General features: G+C 72.8%; 18 protein-coding genes. 7 read left to right on the top strand and 11 right to left on the bottom strand.

Features of this window, described 5'->3' with window-relative positions; translation table 11 throughout:
- Nucleotides 1-14 precede the first annotated feature (14 nt).
- From M9914_08495 to aroQ, 6 genes are read left to right on the top strand one after another with little or no spacing between them, the layout of a single operon-like run.
- Complete coding sequence (locus M9914_08495; GenBank protein MCO5174218.1) at nt 15-1,469, top strand: FGGY-family carbohydrate kinase; 1,455 nt, start codon at nt 15-17, stop codon at nt 1,467-1,469.
- Between the two features lie 41 nt (nt 1,470-1,510).
- A complete protein-coding gene (locus M9914_08490) occupies nt 1,511-2,950 on the top strand; it encodes an aldehyde dehydrogenase family protein (protein MCO5174217.1) in 1,440 nt (479 codons plus the stop codon).
- Nucleotides 2,951-2,985: 35 nt separating this feature from the next.
- Entirely contained in the window at nt 2,986-4,140 is a 1,155-nt protein-coding gene (gene aroC, locus M9914_08485) for a chorismate synthase (protein ID MCO5174216.1), read from the top strand.
- A gap of 13 nt (nt 4,141-4,153) precedes the next feature.
- Nucleotides 4,154-4,759 carry a shikimate kinase gene (locus M9914_08480; protein MCO5174215.1) on the top strand — a complete coding sequence of 202 codons (606 nt, stop codon included), beginning with the start codon at nt 4,154-4,156 and terminating at the stop codon, nt 4,757-4,759.
- Nucleotides 4,756-5,949 (top strand): 3-dehydroquinate synthase, encoded by a 1,194-nt coding sequence (aroB, locus tag M9914_08475; GenBank protein ID MCO5174214.1) that lies wholly within the window; start codon nt 4,756-4,758, stop codon nt 5,947-5,949. Before M9914_08480 ends, aroB begins: the two co-directional genes overlap by 4 nt.
- On the top strand, nt 5,946-6,380 hold the full coding sequence (gene aroQ, locus M9914_08470) for a type II 3-dehydroquinate dehydratase (protein ID MCO5174213.1): 435 nt from the start codon (nt 5,946-5,948) through the stop codon (nt 6,378-6,380). Before aroB ends, aroQ begins: the two co-directional genes overlap by 4 nt.
- Nucleotides 6,381-6,402: 22 nt before the next feature.
- Here aroQ and scpB read toward each other — a convergent pair whose 3' ends face one another.
- The 9 genes from scpB to tilS all read right to left on the bottom strand — a co-directional run bounded on the left by scpB (nt 6,403) and on the right by tilS (nt 14,733).
- Nucleotides 6,403-6,945, bottom strand: a complete 543-nt coding sequence (scpB, locus tag M9914_08465; protein ID MCO5174212.1) for an SMC-Scp complex subunit ScpB — start codon at nt 6,943-6,945, stop codon at nt 6,403-6,405.
- A gap of 30 nt (nt 6,946-6,975) precedes the next feature.
- Nucleotides 6,976-7,362, bottom strand: a complete 387-nt coding sequence (locus tag M9914_08460) for a hypothetical protein (protein ID MCO5174211.1) — start codon at nt 7,360-7,362, stop codon at nt 6,976-6,978.
- On the bottom strand, nt 7,359-8,060 hold the full coding sequence (locus M9914_08455) for a prepilin-type N-terminal cleavage/methylation domain-containing protein (protein MCO5174210.1): 702 nt from the start codon (nt 8,058-8,060) through the stop codon (nt 7,359-7,361). Before M9914_08455 ends, M9914_08460 begins: the two co-directional genes overlap by 4 nt.
- Nucleotides 8,057-8,515 (bottom strand): type II secretion system GspH family protein, encoded by a 459-nt coding sequence (locus tag M9914_08450; protein MCO5174209.1) that lies wholly within the window; start codon nt 8,513-8,515, stop codon nt 8,057-8,059. Before M9914_08450 ends, M9914_08455 begins: the two co-directional genes overlap by 4 nt.
- Complete coding sequence (locus tag M9914_08445) at nt 8,512-9,147, bottom strand: GspH/FimT family pseudopilin (protein MCO5174208.1); 636 nt, start codon at nt 9,145-9,147, stop codon at nt 8,512-8,514. Before M9914_08445 ends, M9914_08450 begins: the two co-directional genes overlap by 4 nt.
- Before the next feature lie 202 nt (nt 9,148-9,349).
- A complete protein-coding gene (locus tag M9914_08440) occupies nt 9,350-9,973 on the bottom strand; it encodes a response regulator transcription factor (GenBank protein MCO5174207.1) in 624 nt (207 codons plus the stop codon).
- 13 nt (nt 9,974-9,986) lie between these two features.
- Nucleotides 9,987-11,072 (bottom strand): HAMP domain-containing histidine kinase, encoded by a 1,086-nt coding sequence (locus tag M9914_08435; protein ID MCO5174206.1) that lies wholly within the window; start codon nt 11,070-11,072, stop codon nt 9,987-9,989.
- Nucleotides 11,073-11,078: 6 nt separating this feature from the next.
- Entirely contained in the window at nt 11,079-12,866 is a 1,788-nt protein-coding gene (gene lepA / locus M9914_08430; GenBank protein MCO5174205.1) for a translation elongation factor 4, read from the bottom strand.
- Nucleotides 12,867-12,894: 28 nt separating this feature from the next.
- On the bottom strand, nt 12,895-14,733 hold the full coding sequence (gene tilS, locus M9914_08425) for a tRNA lysidine(34) synthetase TilS (GenBank protein ID MCO5174204.1): 1,839 nt from the start codon (nt 14,731-14,733) through the stop codon (nt 12,895-12,897).
- Between the two features lie 83 nt (nt 14,734-14,816).
- On the opposite strand from tilS, the gene M9914_08420 reads away from it, so the two are divergent.
- Nucleotides 14,817-15,977, top strand: coding sequence for a phosphopentomutase (locus M9914_08420; protein ID MCO5174203.1), 1,161 nt, complete (start codon nt 14,817-14,819; stop codon nt 15,975-15,977).
- A gap of 111 nt (nt 15,978-16,088) precedes the next feature.
- Here M9914_08420 and rplQ read toward each other — a convergent pair whose 3' ends face one another.
- Together rplQ and M9914_08410 are read right to left on the bottom strand one after the other, a co-directional pair.
- The gene (rplQ, locus tag M9914_08415; protein MCO5174202.1) at nt 16,089-16,433 is read right to left on the bottom strand and encodes a 50S ribosomal protein L17; all 345 of its coding nucleotides are present in this window, start codon (nt 16,431-16,433) and stop codon (nt 16,089-16,091) included.
- Between the two features lie 17 nt (nt 16,434-16,450).
- Nucleotides 16,451-17,389, bottom strand: a complete 939-nt coding sequence (locus M9914_08410) for a DNA-directed RNA polymerase subunit alpha (GenBank protein ID MCO5174201.1) — start codon at nt 17,387-17,389, stop codon at nt 16,451-16,453.
- Nucleotides 17,390-17,415 lie beyond the last annotated feature (26 nt).

Here is a 17,415-nt window from a genome sequence, read left to right as displayed (position 1 = left end):
CCGTCAGGACGCCCGTGACCGGCGATCTCTACCTCGGTGTCGACCTGGGGACGAGTAGCCTCAAGCTCGGCGTCTTCGACGCCTCCGGCGCCGAGTTGGCCGGCGGCAGGGCGACCTACCCCCTGCTGTCGGCCAGGCCGGGTTGGGCCGAGCAGAGCGCGGACGACTGGTGGCGCGCGTTCGAGGACGCCCTCGCTCAGGCGCGACGGGCCGTCGACCTGGCGCGGGTGCGCGCCGTCTGCGTCGTGGCGCAGAGCCCCACCGTCGTGCCCGTTGACGCCGAGGGTCGGGCTCTCAGGCCGGCCATCACGTGGGCCGACCGCAGAGCGACCGCCGAGGCGGCCTGGCTCGGCGACAAAGTGGGCACGCCCGTCAGGGTGGAGTTCGAAGCGCTCCCGCGCATCATGTGGCTCAAGCGCAACGAGCCGGAAGTGTACGAGCGGACCGCCGCGTTCCTGCAGGCCTACGACTACCTGCCGTTCCGTCTGACGGGCTCGGCCGTCACCGCCTACCCGCACCCGCGCCTCCGGCAGTGGACGCCGGAGCGGCTCGAGGCCGCGGAGCTCGACCAGGCGAAGTTCCCAGCCACGGCCGTCCCACCCGGCGTGATCGTGGGTCAGGTCGCGCCGCTGGTCTGCGCCGAGCTAGGCCTGGCGCCAGGCTGCCTGGTGGCGTCGGGCACGGTGGACGCCTTCGCCCACTGGATCGGCGTCGACGCCACCGAGCAGGGCCGGTTGTGCAACATCGGCGGCACCTCGGAAGGGGTGTCGCTCTGCTGGCCCGACCCGATCCCCGACCCGCGCTTCCGGGTGTTCGGCATCCCCAGTCCCTTCGGCAACGGTTGGCTGGTCGGCGGCTCGATGTCCAACGGCGGCAGCGCCCTCGACTGGGCGCTGGCCGCGTGGCAGCCGGGCGCGGACCGCGAGACCCTGCTCGGCGCCGTCGCGTCGGTGCCGCCCGGTGCCGAGGGCCTCGTCATGCTCCCCTACCTGCTCGGCGAGCGCACGCCCGTCTACTCGGCGGACGCCAGAGGTGCGCTCGTGGGGCTGGGCAGCCAGCACCGCGGCGAGCACGTCACGCGCGCCGTGTTGGAGGGCGTCGCCTTCGGGATCCGCGGCGTGATCGACGTGTTGGAGGAGCTCGGCGCCTCTGTCGACTCGCTGGCGACCAGCGGCGGCACGGCGCGCGTCGGGGTCTGGAACCAGATCAAGGCCGATGTCACGGGCCGACCCGTGCTCGTGCCGCGGGTGAAGGACTCAGGGGTCATGGGCGCCGCCATCCTCGCCAAGGCGGCGGACACGGGCGCGCCGTTGGCCGCCGTCGCGCGAGCCCTCGTGCGCTTCGAGCGCACCTACGAACCGAACCGGGCCGACGCGGCCGTGTACGACGACCTCTATCCGGTGTTCCGGGAACTGTACCCGGCGCTGACGGGCGCGTTCGGCCGCCTGGCGCAGTTCAGACGCCGGTAGCGGCGCGACGCCACCGGCGCGATAGGAGACCAAGCCAAGCCATGAGAGAGTTCGGACTGTACATCGGAGGCCGGTGGCGGGAAGCGACCGGCGGCGGCCACTTCGACGCCATCGACCCCGCTTCGGGGCAGGCGGTGGCCACCGTCGCGCTCGGCACGCCCGAAGACGTCGACCTGGCGGTAGCCGCGGCGGCGGCGGCTACCAAGGAGTGGCAGGCACTGGCGCCACGCGAACGCGCCGCGGCACTGCGCCGCATGGCGGACGCCCTCCTGGCCGAGACGGACGACCTGGCCAGGCTCGAGACCCTCGACGCGGGCGGCACCCTCGCGTACTCCGTGATCACGGTCCGCGACATCGCGGCACGGCGCTTCGAGTACTTCGCCGGCCTCGCCGACAAGCTGACGGGCGAGCAGCTCCCCGTGAGGGACGGCTACCACGTCTACACGGTGCGCGAGCCGCTCGGGGTCACCGCCCACATCGTGCCTTGGAACGGTCCGCTCTGGGAGGCGTCGCGAAGCCTGGCGCCGGCGCTCGCGGCCGGCAATGCCGCGATCATCAAACCCGCCCAGGACGCCCTGCTGGGCGCCATGAGGCTCGGCGAGATCGCGAAGGCGGCCGGACTGCCCGACGGTCTCGTCAACGTCGTGCCGGGCCCCGGCGCGACCGTCGGGGAGGCCCTGCTCGCTCACCCGGGCGTCCACGGCGTCACGTTCACCGGCTCCGTCGCCGTTGGGCGAAGGGTCATGGAGCGCGCCGCAGGGACCCTCAAGCGGCTCGTGCTCGAGCTCGGCGGCAACGCCGCGAACATCGTCTTCCCCGACGCCGACCTTGACGCGGCCGTTGCCGGCAGCATCGCAGCGGCCTTCTCCAACGCCGGCCAGATCTGCGTAGCGGGACCGCGCCTCCTCGTGCACGAGGACGTCCTGCCCGAGTTCACGGAGCTGTTCCTCGAGAGCGTCGCGCGGCTCAGCGTCGGACCCGGCCTGGAAGACCACGACATCACGCCGGTGGTCTCCGAGCGCCACATGCGCTACGTCCTCGACATGATCTCGGCGGGCAGGGCCGAGGGCGCGAGGTTGCTGACGGGCGGCGCCCGCGTCACGGACGGTGCGCTGGCGAACGGCTACTTCGTGGCGCCGACGGTCTTCGACCGCGTCGACAGCCGTATGCGCATCGCCCGCGAGGAGGTCTTCGGCCCCGTGGTCACCATCCAGGGGTTCGCGACGGAGGACGAGGCCGTGGCGCTGGCCAACGACACCGAGTACGGCCTGGCGAACGGCATGTGGACGAACGACCTCGCACGGGCCCACCGCGTGGCGGCACGGCTGCAGTCCGGCCAGGTCTACGTGAACGAGTGGTTCTGCGGCGACGTCTCGTGCCCGGCGGGCGGCTACAAGCTCAGCGGCTTCGGTCGCGAGGAGGGGCAGCAAGCGGTCGACAACTACTTGCAGCTCAAGAGCGTCCGCATGCGGGTCGGCTGAACGGTGCTCGCTCGAGCGCGTGCTACCCTAACCCGATGCTCAGGTACCTAAGCGCAGGCGAGACCCACGGCCCGGCACTCACGGTCCTCCTGGACGGGGTCCCTGCTGGGCTGCCCCTCGTGGCGGCGGACCACGTAGACCCTTGGCTGCGCCGCAGGCAGGCCGGTTACGGCCGCGGGCAGCGTATGCTCATCGAGCAGGACCACGCCACCTTCCGGGGCGGCGTCAGGGCCGGTCGCACGACGGGCGGTCCCCTCTCCATCGAGATCCTCAACCGCGACTGGGCCAACTGGCAGGACGTCATGGGCGCCGAGCCGGGCAACGAGCCGCGGAAGCGGGCCCTCACCCAGCCGCGCCCCGGGCATGCCGACCTCGCGGGTGGCGTCAAGTACCACCACAAGGACCTGCGCGACGTGTTGGAGCGCGCCTCGGCGCGCGAGACCGCCTCCCGGGTAGCAGCCGGCGCCGTCTCGATGCGGCTCCTGGAGGAGCTCGGCGTCGAGGCGTGCGCGCGCGTCGTGAGCCTGGGCGGCGTGGAGTGCGATGGCGGCATGCGTTGGGACCGCCTGGCCGACCTCGACGCCAGCCCGCTGCGGACCTTCGACCAGAGCGCCGAGGAGCGCATCATCGACCTCATCGACTCCGCCAAGGAGAACGGCGACACGCTCGGCGGCGTGGTCGAGGCGCGCTTCAAGGGCGTGCCCATCGGTCTGGGAAGCGTCATGCAGTGGGACCGCAAGCTGGACGGCAAGCTCGCGCAAGCCGTGATGAGCATCCACTCCGTCAAGGGGTTCGAGGTCGGCGACGGGTGGCGCGCGTCCGGCCTGCCCGGCAGCCAGGTGCACGACGCCATGACAGGCGGAGCCGAGCGTTACGGCCGCGCCTCCAACCGCGCCGGCGGGCTCGAGGGGGGCATGACGAACGGCGAGGAGCTCGTCGTACGCGCCGCCGTGAAGCCCATCGCCACGCTCATGAAACCCCTGCCGACCGTCGACGTGCTCACCCACGAGCCGGCCGACGCCGCGCGCGAACGCTCGGACGTCACGGCCGTGCCGGCCGCGTCGATCGTGGTCCTCGCCATGGCGGCCCTGACCTTGGCGGACGCCTTCATCGACAAGTTCGGTGGCGACACCCTGGACGAGCTGCGCGAGAGGCTCGCCGCTCACCGGGCTTACGCAGCCGCGTACTGAGAGCGGCTCCCCAATGCCGAACGGCCATCGCCACCTCCCGCCGGAGCGCGTCGTGACCTGGCTGGCCATGGCCGGCTTCATGGGGACCGGCAAGAGCCGCATCGGCTGGGAGCTGTCGCGGCGGCTGCAACTCACCTTCATCGACACCGACCGGGTCATAGAGCGCGTCAGTTGCATGCGCATCCCGGACCTGTTCGAGCTCTACGGCGAGAAGGTGTTCAGGGACTACGAGACCGAGGTGGTGCGCCGGTGCGTGCGCCTCGACGAGGTAGTCATCTCGACTGGCGGCGGCACGGTGGTGCGGCCCGAGAACCGCGCGGCGCTCAAGGCGCGCGGGCCGGTCGTCCTGCTGACCGCCAGCCCCGAGACCGTCTACCGGCGCACGAAGCGCAGCCACCGTCCGCTGCTCCAGCACGAGGACCCGATGAAGCGCATCAGCGAGCTCATGGCGGCGCGCTCGGCCGCCTACCAGGACGCCGCGTCGTTCGAGGTCTCCACGGACGGGCGTCCGTCGGCCGAGGTCGTCGAGGAGATCGTCGCGCGGCTGCAGGAGTGGAAGAGCGCGCACGACGGGGCGGCCGAGGACGGCGACGCCGACGGCAGGGAGGAAGGAGCATGAGCGATCCCCGAGGCGGTACGGCCGCGCGAAGCGGGCCGGCAGGCGGCGGCGCGGCACCTGGCGCCGCCCCCGACCGGACCCCGACGCCGAGCCCCGCGCCCGTGCGCGCGGGCGGCGTGGCAGGCAGCCTCGAGGTCGTCGTGGCGGTCGCGCCTCACTACACTGTCAGCGTCGGCCCCGACCTCCTCACCTCCCTCCTCCCCGCGCGCGTCGGCGAGCGGCGCGTGGCGCTCGTGACCGACGCGCGCGTGGCCGCTCATCACGCCCGGCGCGTCTCCACCGCCCTGGCCGCGGCCGGCAAGGACGTGCTAGAGCTCGTCGTCCCGGCGGGCGAGGCGAGCAAGTCCCTCGGGGAGTACGCCCGGCTCCTCGGGGAGCTCGCGAGCGTGGCCTTCCCGCGCGACGGTGCCGTCGTCGCGCTCGGCGGCGGCGTGGTGGGCGACCTCGGCGGCTTCGTGGCGGCGAGCTACATGCGCGGCGTCGCCTTCTATCAGGCGCCGACCTCGCTCCTCGCCATGGTGGACGCGAGCGTTGGCGGTAAGACCGGGATCGACTTGCCGCAAGGCAAGAACCTCGTCGGCGCCTTCTGGCAGCCGCGGACCGTGATCGCGGACGTCGGTACGCTCGCCACGCTACCCGAGCGCGAGTTCCGCCAGGGCACCGTCGAGGCGTTCAAGCACGCCCTTCTCGCCGCGCCCGACCTCCTCCCAGCCTTGACCGCCGGTTGGGGGACTGACGCGGCGACAAGCGTCCTCACCGAGGTCGTGGCGCGCAACGTGGCCGTCAAGGCCGCCGTCGTCGCGGCCGACGAACGGGAACAGGGCGTGCGCGCCCATCTCAACCTCGGTCACACGCTCGCGCACGCCCTCGAGGCCGCGAGCGGACACACGTTCCAGCACGGGGACGCGGTGGCCTACGGGCTCGTCTTCGCCGCGCTCGTCGCGCGCGCGCGAGGTTTCGCCGACGTGCTACGCCCCACCCTGGACCTCCTCGGCTGGGTCGCGCCCGCGCCGCTCCCCAACCGTGCCTTCGGCGAGGTCCGTCCGTTCATGGCGCGCGACAAGAAGGTAGTGGACGGCCGACTGCGGATGGTGCTCCTCGAGGAAGTCGGGCGAGCCGTGGTGGTCGCCGACCTGCGGGAAGGCGAGCTCGCAGCCGCCTGGAACGAGTTGCTGGAGGTCACGGCATGATCCTGGTGCTGAACGGTCCGAACCTCAACCTCCTCGGGAAGCGCGAGCCCGACGTGTACGGCCGCTCGACGCTCGCCGACCTCGAGGCCCGCTGCTCGGCCGTCGCCGCCGAGCTCGGCACGGCGGCCGTCTGCCGGCAGAGCAATCACGAGGGGCAGCTCATCGACTGGCTGCACGGCGCAGCCGACGCCGGGGCTACGGGCGTCGTCCTCAACCCGGGCGGGTTCACGCATACGAGCGTCGCGCTGCGCGACGCCATCGCCGCGATCGCCGTGCCCGTCGTCGAAGTGCACCTGAGCAACACGGCCGCGCGCGAGGAGTTCAGGCACCGCAGCCTGGTCGCCGCCGTGTGCGCCGGCAGCATCGTCGGCCTGGGCGTCGCCGGCTACGGGCTCGCCATCCGCTTCCTGGCCGAGCGTCACGCCGGCTAGGCGCGCCTTGGGGCGCGGCGCCTCAGCCGCGCAGGAAGTTGCTCGGCGCGTTCTCCTCCACGGGCGGCAGGTCGGCGAGCGACCCCAGGCCGAACTCGAGCAGGAACCGCGGGGTCGTGGCGTACAGGAGCGGCTTGCCGACGACATCCTTCTGTCCGATCACGTGGACGAGCTCGCGCTCCTGCAGCGTCTCTAGGGTCGAGGAGCACGACGCGCCGCGCGCGGCCTCCAGCTCCCCCCTCGTCACGGGCTGGTGGTACGCGACGAGCGCCAGCGTCTCGAGCGCCGCCTGACTGAGTTGGGGCAGCGGAGGCGGCGAGAGGAGGCTCGCCAGCGCAGGCACGAGCGCCGGGTCGACGACCAGCCGGTAACCGCCGGCGACGTGCTCGACGACGAGCCCGAGACCGGCTCGCGCCAGGGCCTCCCGCAAGCCGTTCACCTCGCGCTCCACGGCCTCCTCGCTGAGGCCCAGGAGGGTCTTCAGTTCGCGTACGGCGACGGGCCGACCCGTGGCCAACAGGGCGGCGCACAGGAGGGCGTGCGTTTGGCTTGCGCTTGCGCTCACGCCGTATCGTTTCAGCAGGCGCGGGCAGTGTCAAGGCCGCCATACGGCCCGCAACTCCGGTTCGAGCACTACGATCATGCTCGCGCTCGCGCGCGTCCCGTCGGGCAGGGTCGCCTCGAGCAGCACCCCGCCACCGCCGACGTCGGAGAGCCGCACACGCGCGGCGACGCCGAGGCTCGGCCACGGCCCTACGGTGATGGGGAGCGCGGCCGGCTCGGGCAGAGCCGCCAGCTCCGCCGCGGCCACATGCAGCGCGCCCTCCAGCGCGGCCGCCTCCGCCGCCCCGCGCGCCGCGCTCCTGGCGGTCAGCGTATCGAGCGTGACGGAGAAGACCGCGGCGAACGTGATCGCGCCGACGAGCAGGAGCCCGCCCAGGACGGTGACGAGCACGCTACCTTCCGCCCGAGCGCCGTTCACCGCGCCACCACCGCGACCAACGGCTTGGCCGGCAGCTCCACGACGACCCGGGCGCTGACATGACCGACACCGAGCTCGATGAGTAGAGCGGCCACCTCCCCCCCGTCGGCTGCCTCGGGCGGCAGACCGACTCCCGAGGCAGCGATGACCTCGAGCACCGTCAACCGGTCGATCCCGGCCACGAGCGGTTGGCGCGGCGAGCCGGCCTGGCGCCGGTATAGCTGCGGTTCGCCGGCTCCGTCGGGCGCGGCCTCGAAGGTGAGGTCGCGGGCCACGGGGCCGTCGGCCAGGCGGTGGTCGACGTAGCGCGCGCCTACGACGCTACCGGCCGCCGACACGACGAGCGTGAGCGGGGTGGCGAGCCAACCCTCGACATCCGGGACGTCCGGCACGGCCCCCGGGGTGGGCCACGGCGCGGCGCCCGTGAGGCGGAGCTCCTCGCGGAGCAGCTCGGCGGCCAACCGTAGCGTGGCGGCCGCGTCCACCGCGGCCTCGGTAGCGGCGCCGTGGCGCCTCCCTCCCGTCAGCAGCGCGCCGACCAGTCCGAGGAGGAGCGCGCCGAGCGCCAGTGCCACGAGCATCTCGACGAGGGTGAAACCGCCCTCTAGGGTCGGGCGTGGCCGGCGCGGCGTGGCGGCGGCCCCTCCCAAGCGTCCGCGCCCGGCGGGCCAGCCGTGGCCGAGCGCCGGGAGACTCACGGCAGCCCCTCCAACGCCGGGAACGCTACGCCGCGTAGCTCGTACTCCCGGCCGCCAGACGCACCGACCACGACCCGCAACCCCAGCAGCGCGCACGGCCCGAGGGGCCCGGCCGCGCAGGTGCGCTCGACCTCGCAGACCCACCCGGGACCGGCTACGGCGGTACTGCACGGTCCGCTCTCGGCACCCACGAGCAGGCGCTGCAGAGCGAGTTCGTTGCGAGCGAGCGCGACCGCGACGTGGAGCTGCTCGGCGGCCCGTAACGCCCTGGAGGAGCCGGCCTGCAGGCCAAGCAACGCCCCGCCCGCCGCGGCCATGACGGCGAAGGCTACGAGCACCTCGACGAGGGTGAACCCGGCAGCACGGCCCGCAGGCAACGCCTTGGCCGCCTCCGGCTTCGCCCGGGCTCCTGCGACGGTCGTGCGAGCCGGGGCCGCGAGCGCCTCCCGAGTCATCGCGGCTCCAGGCGCGCCCTGCCGAGCGCCGAGACGACAACGGCCACGGTGGACCTGCCGTCGGTCAGCTCGAGCGTGGCGGAGATGACGCCGCCGCCCTCACAGCTGCGGCCGGAGCCGCTCGGCAGCCAGACGATGCCGCGCGGCAGGCCTCGGCTCAGCCGCACGCCGGCGTGCTCGGCGAGCGACACGCGGAAGAGCTCGTCCCCGGCCCCGCAAGGCGCGGCCTCCGACGCTGCCGCACGCACGACCAGCCCGGCCGCGCCAGGCAGCTCCGTGACGCTGACGGCCGCGCCGCGCCACATGGCCTCCGCGCGCCCGAACAGGAGCGCCGAGCGCACGGCCCTGGCGGCGCGCGTAGTGTGGCTCGGGCGGCTCACGGCGAGGGCGACGGAGGCGAGCGCCCCGAGGACCGCGATCACCAGCAGGAGCTCCGCCAACGTGGCGCCCGTCCGGGCTGCGTAGGCAGGCGTGGCGCCCGCCCGGATGGCACCCGCCCTGATGGCGCCCGCCCGGACCGCCCCGGTGCGGCCGGCAGGTGGTAGCACGCCGCCGGTCGCACGGGCCGGCCCCGGCCGCCCACCGCGCCCTCGCCCCTCTTGCCCCGCGACTTGCCCTACCAGGAAGCTCATGGCGCCACGCTAGCCCCGCGCGGACGCCTGGCCGACGCCGAGCTAGGCCAGAGCCCAGGCGTCCTGGGCCGGTCGCCGGTCGCAGGGAGCGAGCGCGGCCCCGGTCGCCGGCGCGGGCCGGGCGGCGGCGGGCGGAGTGACAGCGGGCGGGGTGATGGCGGTCACGACCACCGCGCCCCGCCGGCCAGCGCCGGCCAGGCGCTCAGCGGTCCACGAGCCCGAGCTCGGCCGCGCGCCTGACGGCGCTGACGCGGTCGCGCACGTCGAGCTTGCGGTAGACGTTCTCGAGGTAGTCCTTGACCGTGTCCGGGCTGATGCCTAGTTCCGCGGCGATCGCCTTGTTGCTCAAGCCGCGCGCCATCAGCGCGAGGGCCTGCGACTCGCGCGGCGTCAGCTCCGGCAGGGCCACCTCCGGGAGCCAATCGCGCTGCGGCTCGGCGAGGATGTTGCGCAGCATGCGCGCCAGCTCGCGTGGGCTCGTCTCCTTCGACAGGTAGGCGCGCGCGCCCGCCGACCTGGCCGCCTCCACCACCGCGGGCTCCTCGAAGGTCGTGAGCATCACTACGACAGGCGCGCCGGCGGCGGTCGTGATGGCCCTGCAGGCCGCGATGCCGTCCTGCTCGGGCATCCTGACGTCGAGCAGCACGACGTCCGGCTGGAGCTGCCGCGCGCGCTCCACGGCCTGCCTGCCGTTCTCGGCCTCGGCCACGACCTCGAAACCGTCGGCCTTGAGGGCCAGGGAGAGGCCCATGCGGAAGAGCGGGTGGTCGTCCGCTATCAGCACCCTCACCGGCGCCGCGCCCCCTCGTGGTCCGTCAGACGGCATGTCGCTCCCTCCTCTACTTGCCGAAGTAGGCGAGCAGGACGGTACCGCTCGGACCGCTCGCCTCGCACACGAGCCTACCGCCGTGGGCTTCCAGGACGCGCCTGGCGATGAAGAGCCCGAGCCCACCCGTGCCGCCCGCGTACTCCTTGCCGGCTATCTCGACCGTGCGCCCGACGAACGGCTGGGCGAGCTGCTCCAGGGGGGCGGGCAGACCTGGACCGTCGTCCTGCACCCGCACCATGTTGTTGAAGACCTCGAGGCGCACCTCCGAGCGCGCGTAGCGCCCCGCGTTGCTCACGAGGTTGTATAGCGCCCGCTCGGCCTCGCGCGCGTCGACGACGGCGCTCCCCTCGCCCCTCACGCGGAGGGCGACGCCGCGCTCGGCGAGGAGCGGTGCGAGGCGCGCCACCACCTGGTCGGCTATCCGGGCCAGGCTCGCGCTCCTGCGCGTGAGGAGGACGCTGGCGCGTTCGAACCGGTGCGCGTCGACGAGCTTCTGGACGAGGTCTATGAGCGCCTCCATCTCTTGGCCGAGGCGCCCGACGAGCTCGACGCGGCTGGCGCGGTCGAGCGAATCGTCCTCGCGGACAACGCCGAGCAGGTTGTTGGCCGCGATGAGCGGGGTCTTCAGGTCGTGCATGAGGGCGGCCGTGAACGCGTCGCGGCGGGCCTCCTGCACCTCCACTTGGGCGAGGAGGGCGTTGAACGACCCCTTGAGCGCCGCCACTTCCGGCGGGTCGTCTGGGTGCCGCGGCAGCCTGGCGGTGGCCAGTCGCTCCGCAGCACGCGGCAACGCCTGCACCTCGCGCTCGGCCTTGAGCAGGGGCGCGAGGAGCTGCCCTGAGAGGAAGTAGCCGACCAGGGCGGAGAGGGCCACGATGGCCACGAGCCAGAGGAGGATGGGCCACGCGCCGCCGTCGAGCCAGGCGCCCCCAGCGCGTCGGTACTCGGGCAGGAGCACGGCGACGATGAGGATGACGTTCGGCAACGCCGAGAGGAGGGCGATGACGAGGGCGACCTGCGTGCGGAGCTTGAGGGGCGCGGCGCGCCTGCCGCGGACCTCGTCCTGCCCGCCGCCAGCGCTCGCAGCCCCTTCCACCCTAGGTCACTCCTCCGTGCTCAGGACGGCGAGGAACGCTTCCTGCGGCACCTCGACGGTGCCGATCTGCTTCATGCGCGCCTTGCCCTTCTTCTGTTTCTCCAGGAGCTTCTTCTTGCGCGTGATGTCGCCGCCGTAGCACTTGGCGAGCACGTCCTTGCGGAACGCCTTCACGGTGGCGCGCGCCAGGATCTTGCCGCCGATGGCGGCCTGCACGGGGATGGCGAACATCTGCCGCGGGATGACCTCCGCCATCCGGTCGACCATCCGCCTGCCAACGTCGTAAGCCTTGTCGCGATGCGCGATGATCGAGAGGGCATCGACCTTCTCCTCGTTGACGAGCACGTCTATCTTCACCAGGTCGCCCGCGCGGTACTCGAGGAACTGATAGTCCATCGAGGCGTAGCCGCGCGAGAGCGACTTCAGGCGGTCGTGGAAGTCGTACAGGATCTCGCCGAAGGGCACTTCGTAGCGCAGCTCGACGCGGTGGCCGTGGTAGATCATGTCCTTCATCTCGCCGCGCTTCTCCTGCAGCAGGCCCATCGCGGACCCGACGTACTCCTCGGGCAGGAAGACCGACAGGGCGACGAACGGCTCCGCGATCGACTCGAGCCTGTCCGGGGTCGGCAGCTCGCTGGGGTTCTGCACGTCGAACGCCGCACCGTCCGTGGTCACCACCTTGTAGACGACCCCGGGCGCCGTCGCGATGAGCGACAGGTCGAACTCGCGCTCCAGGCGAGCTTGCACGATGTCGGCGTGCAGGAGGCCGAGGAAGCCGCACCGGAAGCCGAAGCCGAGGGCCTCCGACGTCTCGGGCTCGAACGAGAACGCCGCGTCGTTGAGGCGCAGCTTCTCGAGCGCCTCGCGCAGGCGCGGGTAGTCCTCGGTATCCGTCGGGTAGAGGCCGGAGAATACGACGGGCATGGCCGGCTTGAACCCCGGCACGGGACGGTCCGTCGGACGGTCGGCGCTCGTGACCGTGTCGCCGATCTGCGTGTCCGCGATCTCCTTGATGCCGGCGGTGAACCAGCCGACCTCGCCGACGCTCAGCTCGGCCGCCACGGTGGGCTCGGGACGGAAGAAGCCGACCCGTTCGACCTCCATGACCTTCCCGGTCGAGTGGATGAGCACGCGGTCCTTCGCCTTGATCGCCCCGTCGAAGACGCGGATGAAGGCGATGACCCCCTGGTAGGCGTCGTAGACGGCGTCGAAGATGAGGGCGCGCAGCGGCGCGTCGCGCTCGCCCGTCGGTCCGGGCAGATGCTGGACGACGGCCTCGAGGACCGCGCGCACGTTCTCCCCCGTCTTGGCGGAGACGGGCACGGCGTGGTCGCCCGGCACGCCGATGATCTCCTCCAGCTCCTCGATCGCCCCAGGCACGTCGGCGGCCGGTAGGTCGATCTTGTTGATGACCGGGAGGATCTCGAGGCCGTTGTCGGCGGCCAGGTAGGCGTTCTGGATGGTCTGGGCCTCGACGCCCTGGGCGGCGTCGATCACGAGCAGGACACCCTCGCAGGCGCCGAGGGCACGCGAGACCTCATAGTTGAAGTCGACGTGCCCGGGCGTGTCTATGAGGTTGAACTGGTACGTCGCGCCGGCGTCGGACCGGTAGTAGAGGCGCATGGGCGTGGCTTTGATCGTGATGCCGCGCTCGCGCTCGAGCTCTAGGGAGTCGAGCATCTGGTCGCGCCTGTCGCGCTCCGAGACGCTCTCGGTCAGTTCCAGGATCCGGTCGGCCAGCGTCGACTTGCCGTGGTCGACGTGAGCGATGATCGAGAAGTTGCGGATCTCCACCCGGGTAGTCTAGCGTAACCCCAAGCGTTCAGTTCATGCCGTCCTGGCGGGGGTCATCGGTGCCGCCTTCCGGGGCGTCTGCGCCCCTGGCCGCCGCGAAGGCGTCCTTGAGGAGCCGTGCCGCCGCGCCACCCTCGACGCCCCCAAGGATCGCCGGGACCCGCTTCCAAGGCGCGAGCGAGACGTCGGCGACGCCTCCGAGCGCGCCGTCCCTGAGGTTGGGGGCGCCGAAGACGACGCGCGCAACGTGCGACTGGAGCACGGCGCCGAAGCACATCGGGCACGGTTCGAGCGTCACGTAGAGCGTGCAGCCCGTGAGCCGCCAACCGCCGAGCCGCTCCGCTGCGGCGCGCATGGCGACGATCTCGGCGTGCGCGGTGGGGTCGCCCGTGGCGCGCGTGCGGTTGCGCCCGACGGCCAGGACCTCGTCGCCCCTGGCCACCAGGGCGCCGACGGGGACCTCCCCCTCGGCGAGGGCCAGGCGCGCCTGCGCGAGGGCCAGGCGCATGAGGCGGGCGTCCCGGTCGGGCGTCGGTCGGGTGTCAGGCGCGAGGGGGTCGCCGTTAGCGGCCGGAGGAGAAGAGCCCCGCGCGGGGGCACCGAGCGCCTCGGGGCTCACGCCGGCCGCACCCGCCCCGAGCGCGGCGGCGACGGCCACCCCCTCGACCCACAGGACCTCCGGGCCGTCGGCGATCACTCGGAGACGGTCGCGCTCGGCCCTCGGTACCTTGCGGTCGATGAGGAGGTCGCTGACGAGCTTGGTGCCGCCCGGCAGCCTGATGCGGTCGCCCGGCAGGCGCCGGCGCACGACGAGGCCGGAGCGGCCGGCGAGGACCGCCGCGGGAGCGCCGGCCGGCAGGTCGGCTAGGGTGCTCACGGCGCGCGGCGCCTCGGGTGCCGGCGCCGCGCTGGTGGAGCGCCCGATGGCGAACCGTCCGTAGGCGAGCGTCGCGCTCGCGCCCCTGGGCAGGTCGCGGCGCCAGGGCGGCGCGGCCGAGCCCAGCCGCGCCGCCTCGCCGAGTGCCGCCTCGAGGTCCGCAACGACCGCGCGTGTGGCCGGCACGCCCAAGGCACGCAGCCGCGCCGCGATGACCGCGCGGCGCAGCGCGGGCTCCGCGCCGGCCAGCCGCCCGACGTCGATGTCCGCCTCCCCGAACCGCTCGCGCGCGAGCCGCTCCAACGCCGCGCGCGCCGCGGCCAGCTGGGACGCCGTGTGATCGATGCGCTCCGCCACGCCCGGGAAGCGGCTCTCCAACGCCGGCAGCAGCTCGGCGCGGACCCAGGCGCGGTTCCTGCTCAGGTCGTCGTTCGTGGCGTCCTCCCGCCACGCCTGCGTCAGGAGGCGCAAGTGGGCGCGCAGCTCCTCGCGCCTGACGCCGAGGAGCGGCCTGACGACGCTCCCGCGCCTGGCCGCCATGCCGCCCGGGAAAGCCGCGCCACGCAGGAGCTGGAGCAGGAACGTCTCCGCCTGGTCGTCCAGCGTGTGGGCCACGACGATCGCGCCGTCTCGCGCGGCCGTGGCGCGCAGCACGTCGTGCAAGAAGGCGTAGCGTAGCCGCCTCGCGGCGTCCTCCAGGTTCCACCGCCTGGCGCTGGCGACGGCCAGCACGTCGGCGCCGCCGAGGCGGAACTCCGCTCCGAGCCGGGCGCTCAAGGCGCGCACGAACTCGGCGTCCCCTCCCGAGTCCGGCCTCAGGCGGTGATCGAAGTGGGCGATGACCAGGTCGCGACCGGCCGCGGCGAGGAGGCGCGCCGCAGCCACCGAGTCAGCGCCGCCCGACACGGCCACCACGACGCGCTTGGCGGCCGGCGCCAGCCGCGTCAGTTCAGCGTCCACGCGAGCACCGAGGTCTGCCGGCTCCGTCACGCTCGCATTATCGCCCGCGACGATCCCGTGTCCTCGCGCGGCGGCGCGCCGCGGCCCGGGTGGCGGGCTCATATACTCGCGCCATGACCGTGACGTTAGTCGTACTCGACTCCGTCGGCGTCGGCGCCCTACCGGACGCGGCCGACTTCGGCGGCCCCGGCGGGGACGACGCCGGGGCCCATACCCTCGACCACGTCGTCGGCGCGACCGGCGTGGCGTTGCCGCGCCTGGCCGCGCTCGGCCTCGCGAACATCGCCGGGGTGGAAAGCCTGCCGCGCGGCGCTGCGCCGCTCGCGAGCCACGGTCGCCTGGCCGAGCTGTCGGTGGGTAAGGACACGACGACGGGCCACTGGGAGTTCATGAGCACCGTGCTCGAACACCCGTTCCGCACGTTCGAGCGCTTCCCGGACGCCGTCATGCGCGAGTTCGACGCCGCGACGGGCCGCGGCCACCTCGGCAACTACCCCGCCTCTGGCACGACGATCCTCGACGAGCTCGGCCCCGAGCACCTGCGCACGGGCTACCCCATCGTGTACACGAGCGCTGACAGCGTCTTCCAGGTGGCCGCACACGTAGGGGTGGTGCCGCTCGAGACGCTCTACGAGTGGTGCCGGCGGGCCAGGGCCATCCTGCAGGGCGAGAACGCGGTCGCCCGAGTGATCGCGCGGCCCTTCGCGGGCGAGCCGGGCGCGTTCGTGCGCCTGGGCGACAAGCGTCACGACTACTCCGTGGCGCCGCCGCCGAACGTTCTCGACGCGTTGAAGGCGGCGGGCCGCGAGGTGATCGGGGTCGGCAAGATCCCCGACATCTACGCCCATCGCGGCTTCACGCGCGAGGTCGCGGCCGGCACCAACGCCCTCGGCATCGAGCGGACGCTCGAGCTGATGCGCGCGCGGCCGGCCGGGCTCGTGTTCACCAACCTGGTGGAGTTCGACTCGCTCTACGGTCACCGTCGCGACCCGGCCGGGTACGCGGCCGCCCTGCGCGAGCTCGACGAGCGCATCCCGGACTTCCTCGCCGCCACCGGGCCTGATGACGCCCTGCTGTTCGTGAGCGACCACGGCAACGACCCGACGTGGCACGGGACCGACCACACGCGCGAGTACGGTCTGCTCCTCTACTACCGCCCGGGGGTCGCGGCGCGGGACCTCGGCACGCGCGAGACCTTCGCCGACGTGGGGGCGAGCGTGGCGGACCTACTGCGGGTGCCCTGGGCGGGCGTCGGCACGAGCTTCGCGCGTTAGCGACCGCGCTGCCCCGGGGGCCCGGCCGGCCGCCGCAGAGGCGCGGCGGCAAAGCAACGCCCCCGGCATGCGGATGCCGGGGGCGCACTCACTCGAGCGCTCGGAAGCGCCTCAGTCGTTGACGAGTTCGATGAACGCTTCCTGCACGCCGTCGCCACGCCTGGTGGTGAGGCGGTAGATGCGCGTGTAGCCGCCCGCGCGCTGCGCGTAGCGGGGGGCGATCTCCTGCATGAGCTTGCGTTGGACGTCGAGATCGTGGATCTCGCGTGCCACGAGCCGGCGAGCGTGCAGGTCGCCGCCGCGCGCGGTCGTGATGAGCTTCTCCACGAACGGCTGGAGGCTCTTCGCCTTCGTCACCGTGGTCTTGATCCGGCCGTGCCGCAACAGCGCCGTCGCCTGGCTGCGGGCCAGGGCGGAACGGTGGCTGCTGGAGCGGCTCAACTTGCGGCCGCGCATCATATGGCGCATCTAGGTCACTCCTTTAGGTTGTATCCGCGCGCCGCAAGGCGCTCCTTGATCTCTTCGAGCGACTTCTCGCCGACGCCGCCGACCTTCTTCAGGTCGCGCTCGGAGAGCGCGAGGAGGGCGTTGACGGAGTCGATCCCCTCTTCTTGCAGCGAGTGCAGGACGCGGCTGGACAGGTCGAGGCTCTCCAAGCTGATCGTGACCTCCTCGACCGGCGTGCTCTGCTCTTCCACCTTGCCGTTGGGGATGACCAGTACGGGGGCCGGCTCTTCCTCGAGGCCGCCGTCGCCGCTGAACACGTTGAGCTGGGCGCGCAGCGTCTCGACCGCGACGTCGAGCGCGTCGCGCGGGTCGACGCTACCGTCGGTCCAGACGCGCAGGGTGAGGCGGTCAAGGTCGGTCTTCTGGCCGACGCGGGTGTCCTCGACGCGGTAGGCCACACGCCGGACAGGCGTGTAGATGGCGTCGACGGGGATGGAGTTGATGCGGTCCTTGGTGCCGTGCACCTCGGCGGGCACGTACCCGACGCCCCGCTCGACGCGTACTTCCATGACGAGCCGGCCGCCCTTCGAGAGGGTGGCGATGTGCAGGTCGGGGTTCACGACCTCCGCGGTCGAGGGCACGTCGAACATGGCGGCCGTGACCGCGCCGGGCTGGTCGGCGCGCAGCGTGAGCGTGACGGGGTCCTCGTCGTGCATCTTCACGACCAGGTCCTTGAGGTTGAGGATGATCTGCATGACATCCTCCTTGACCCCGTCGATGGTCGAGAACTCGTGCAGGACGTCCTCGATGTAGACGCTCGTGACCGCCGTGCCAGGCACGGACGAGAGCAGGATGCGCCTGAGCGGGTTGCCGAGCGTGACGCCGTAGCCGCGCGGTAGCGGCTCGACGACGAACTCGCCGTAGCTGCCCGAGACCTTGGCTTTGAACTCTGGGATGATGTGCACCGGTACCTCCTCGGTAGCGACTTAGT

The sequence above is a fragment of the Trueperaceae bacterium genome (assembly GCA_023954415.1).
Taxonomy (GTDB): domain Bacteria; phylum Deinococcota; class Deinococci; order Deinococcales; family Trueperaceae; genus JAAYYF01.
Note: the sequence above shows the minus strand (reverse complement) of the source record. Positions and strands in the feature narration are given on the sequence as shown.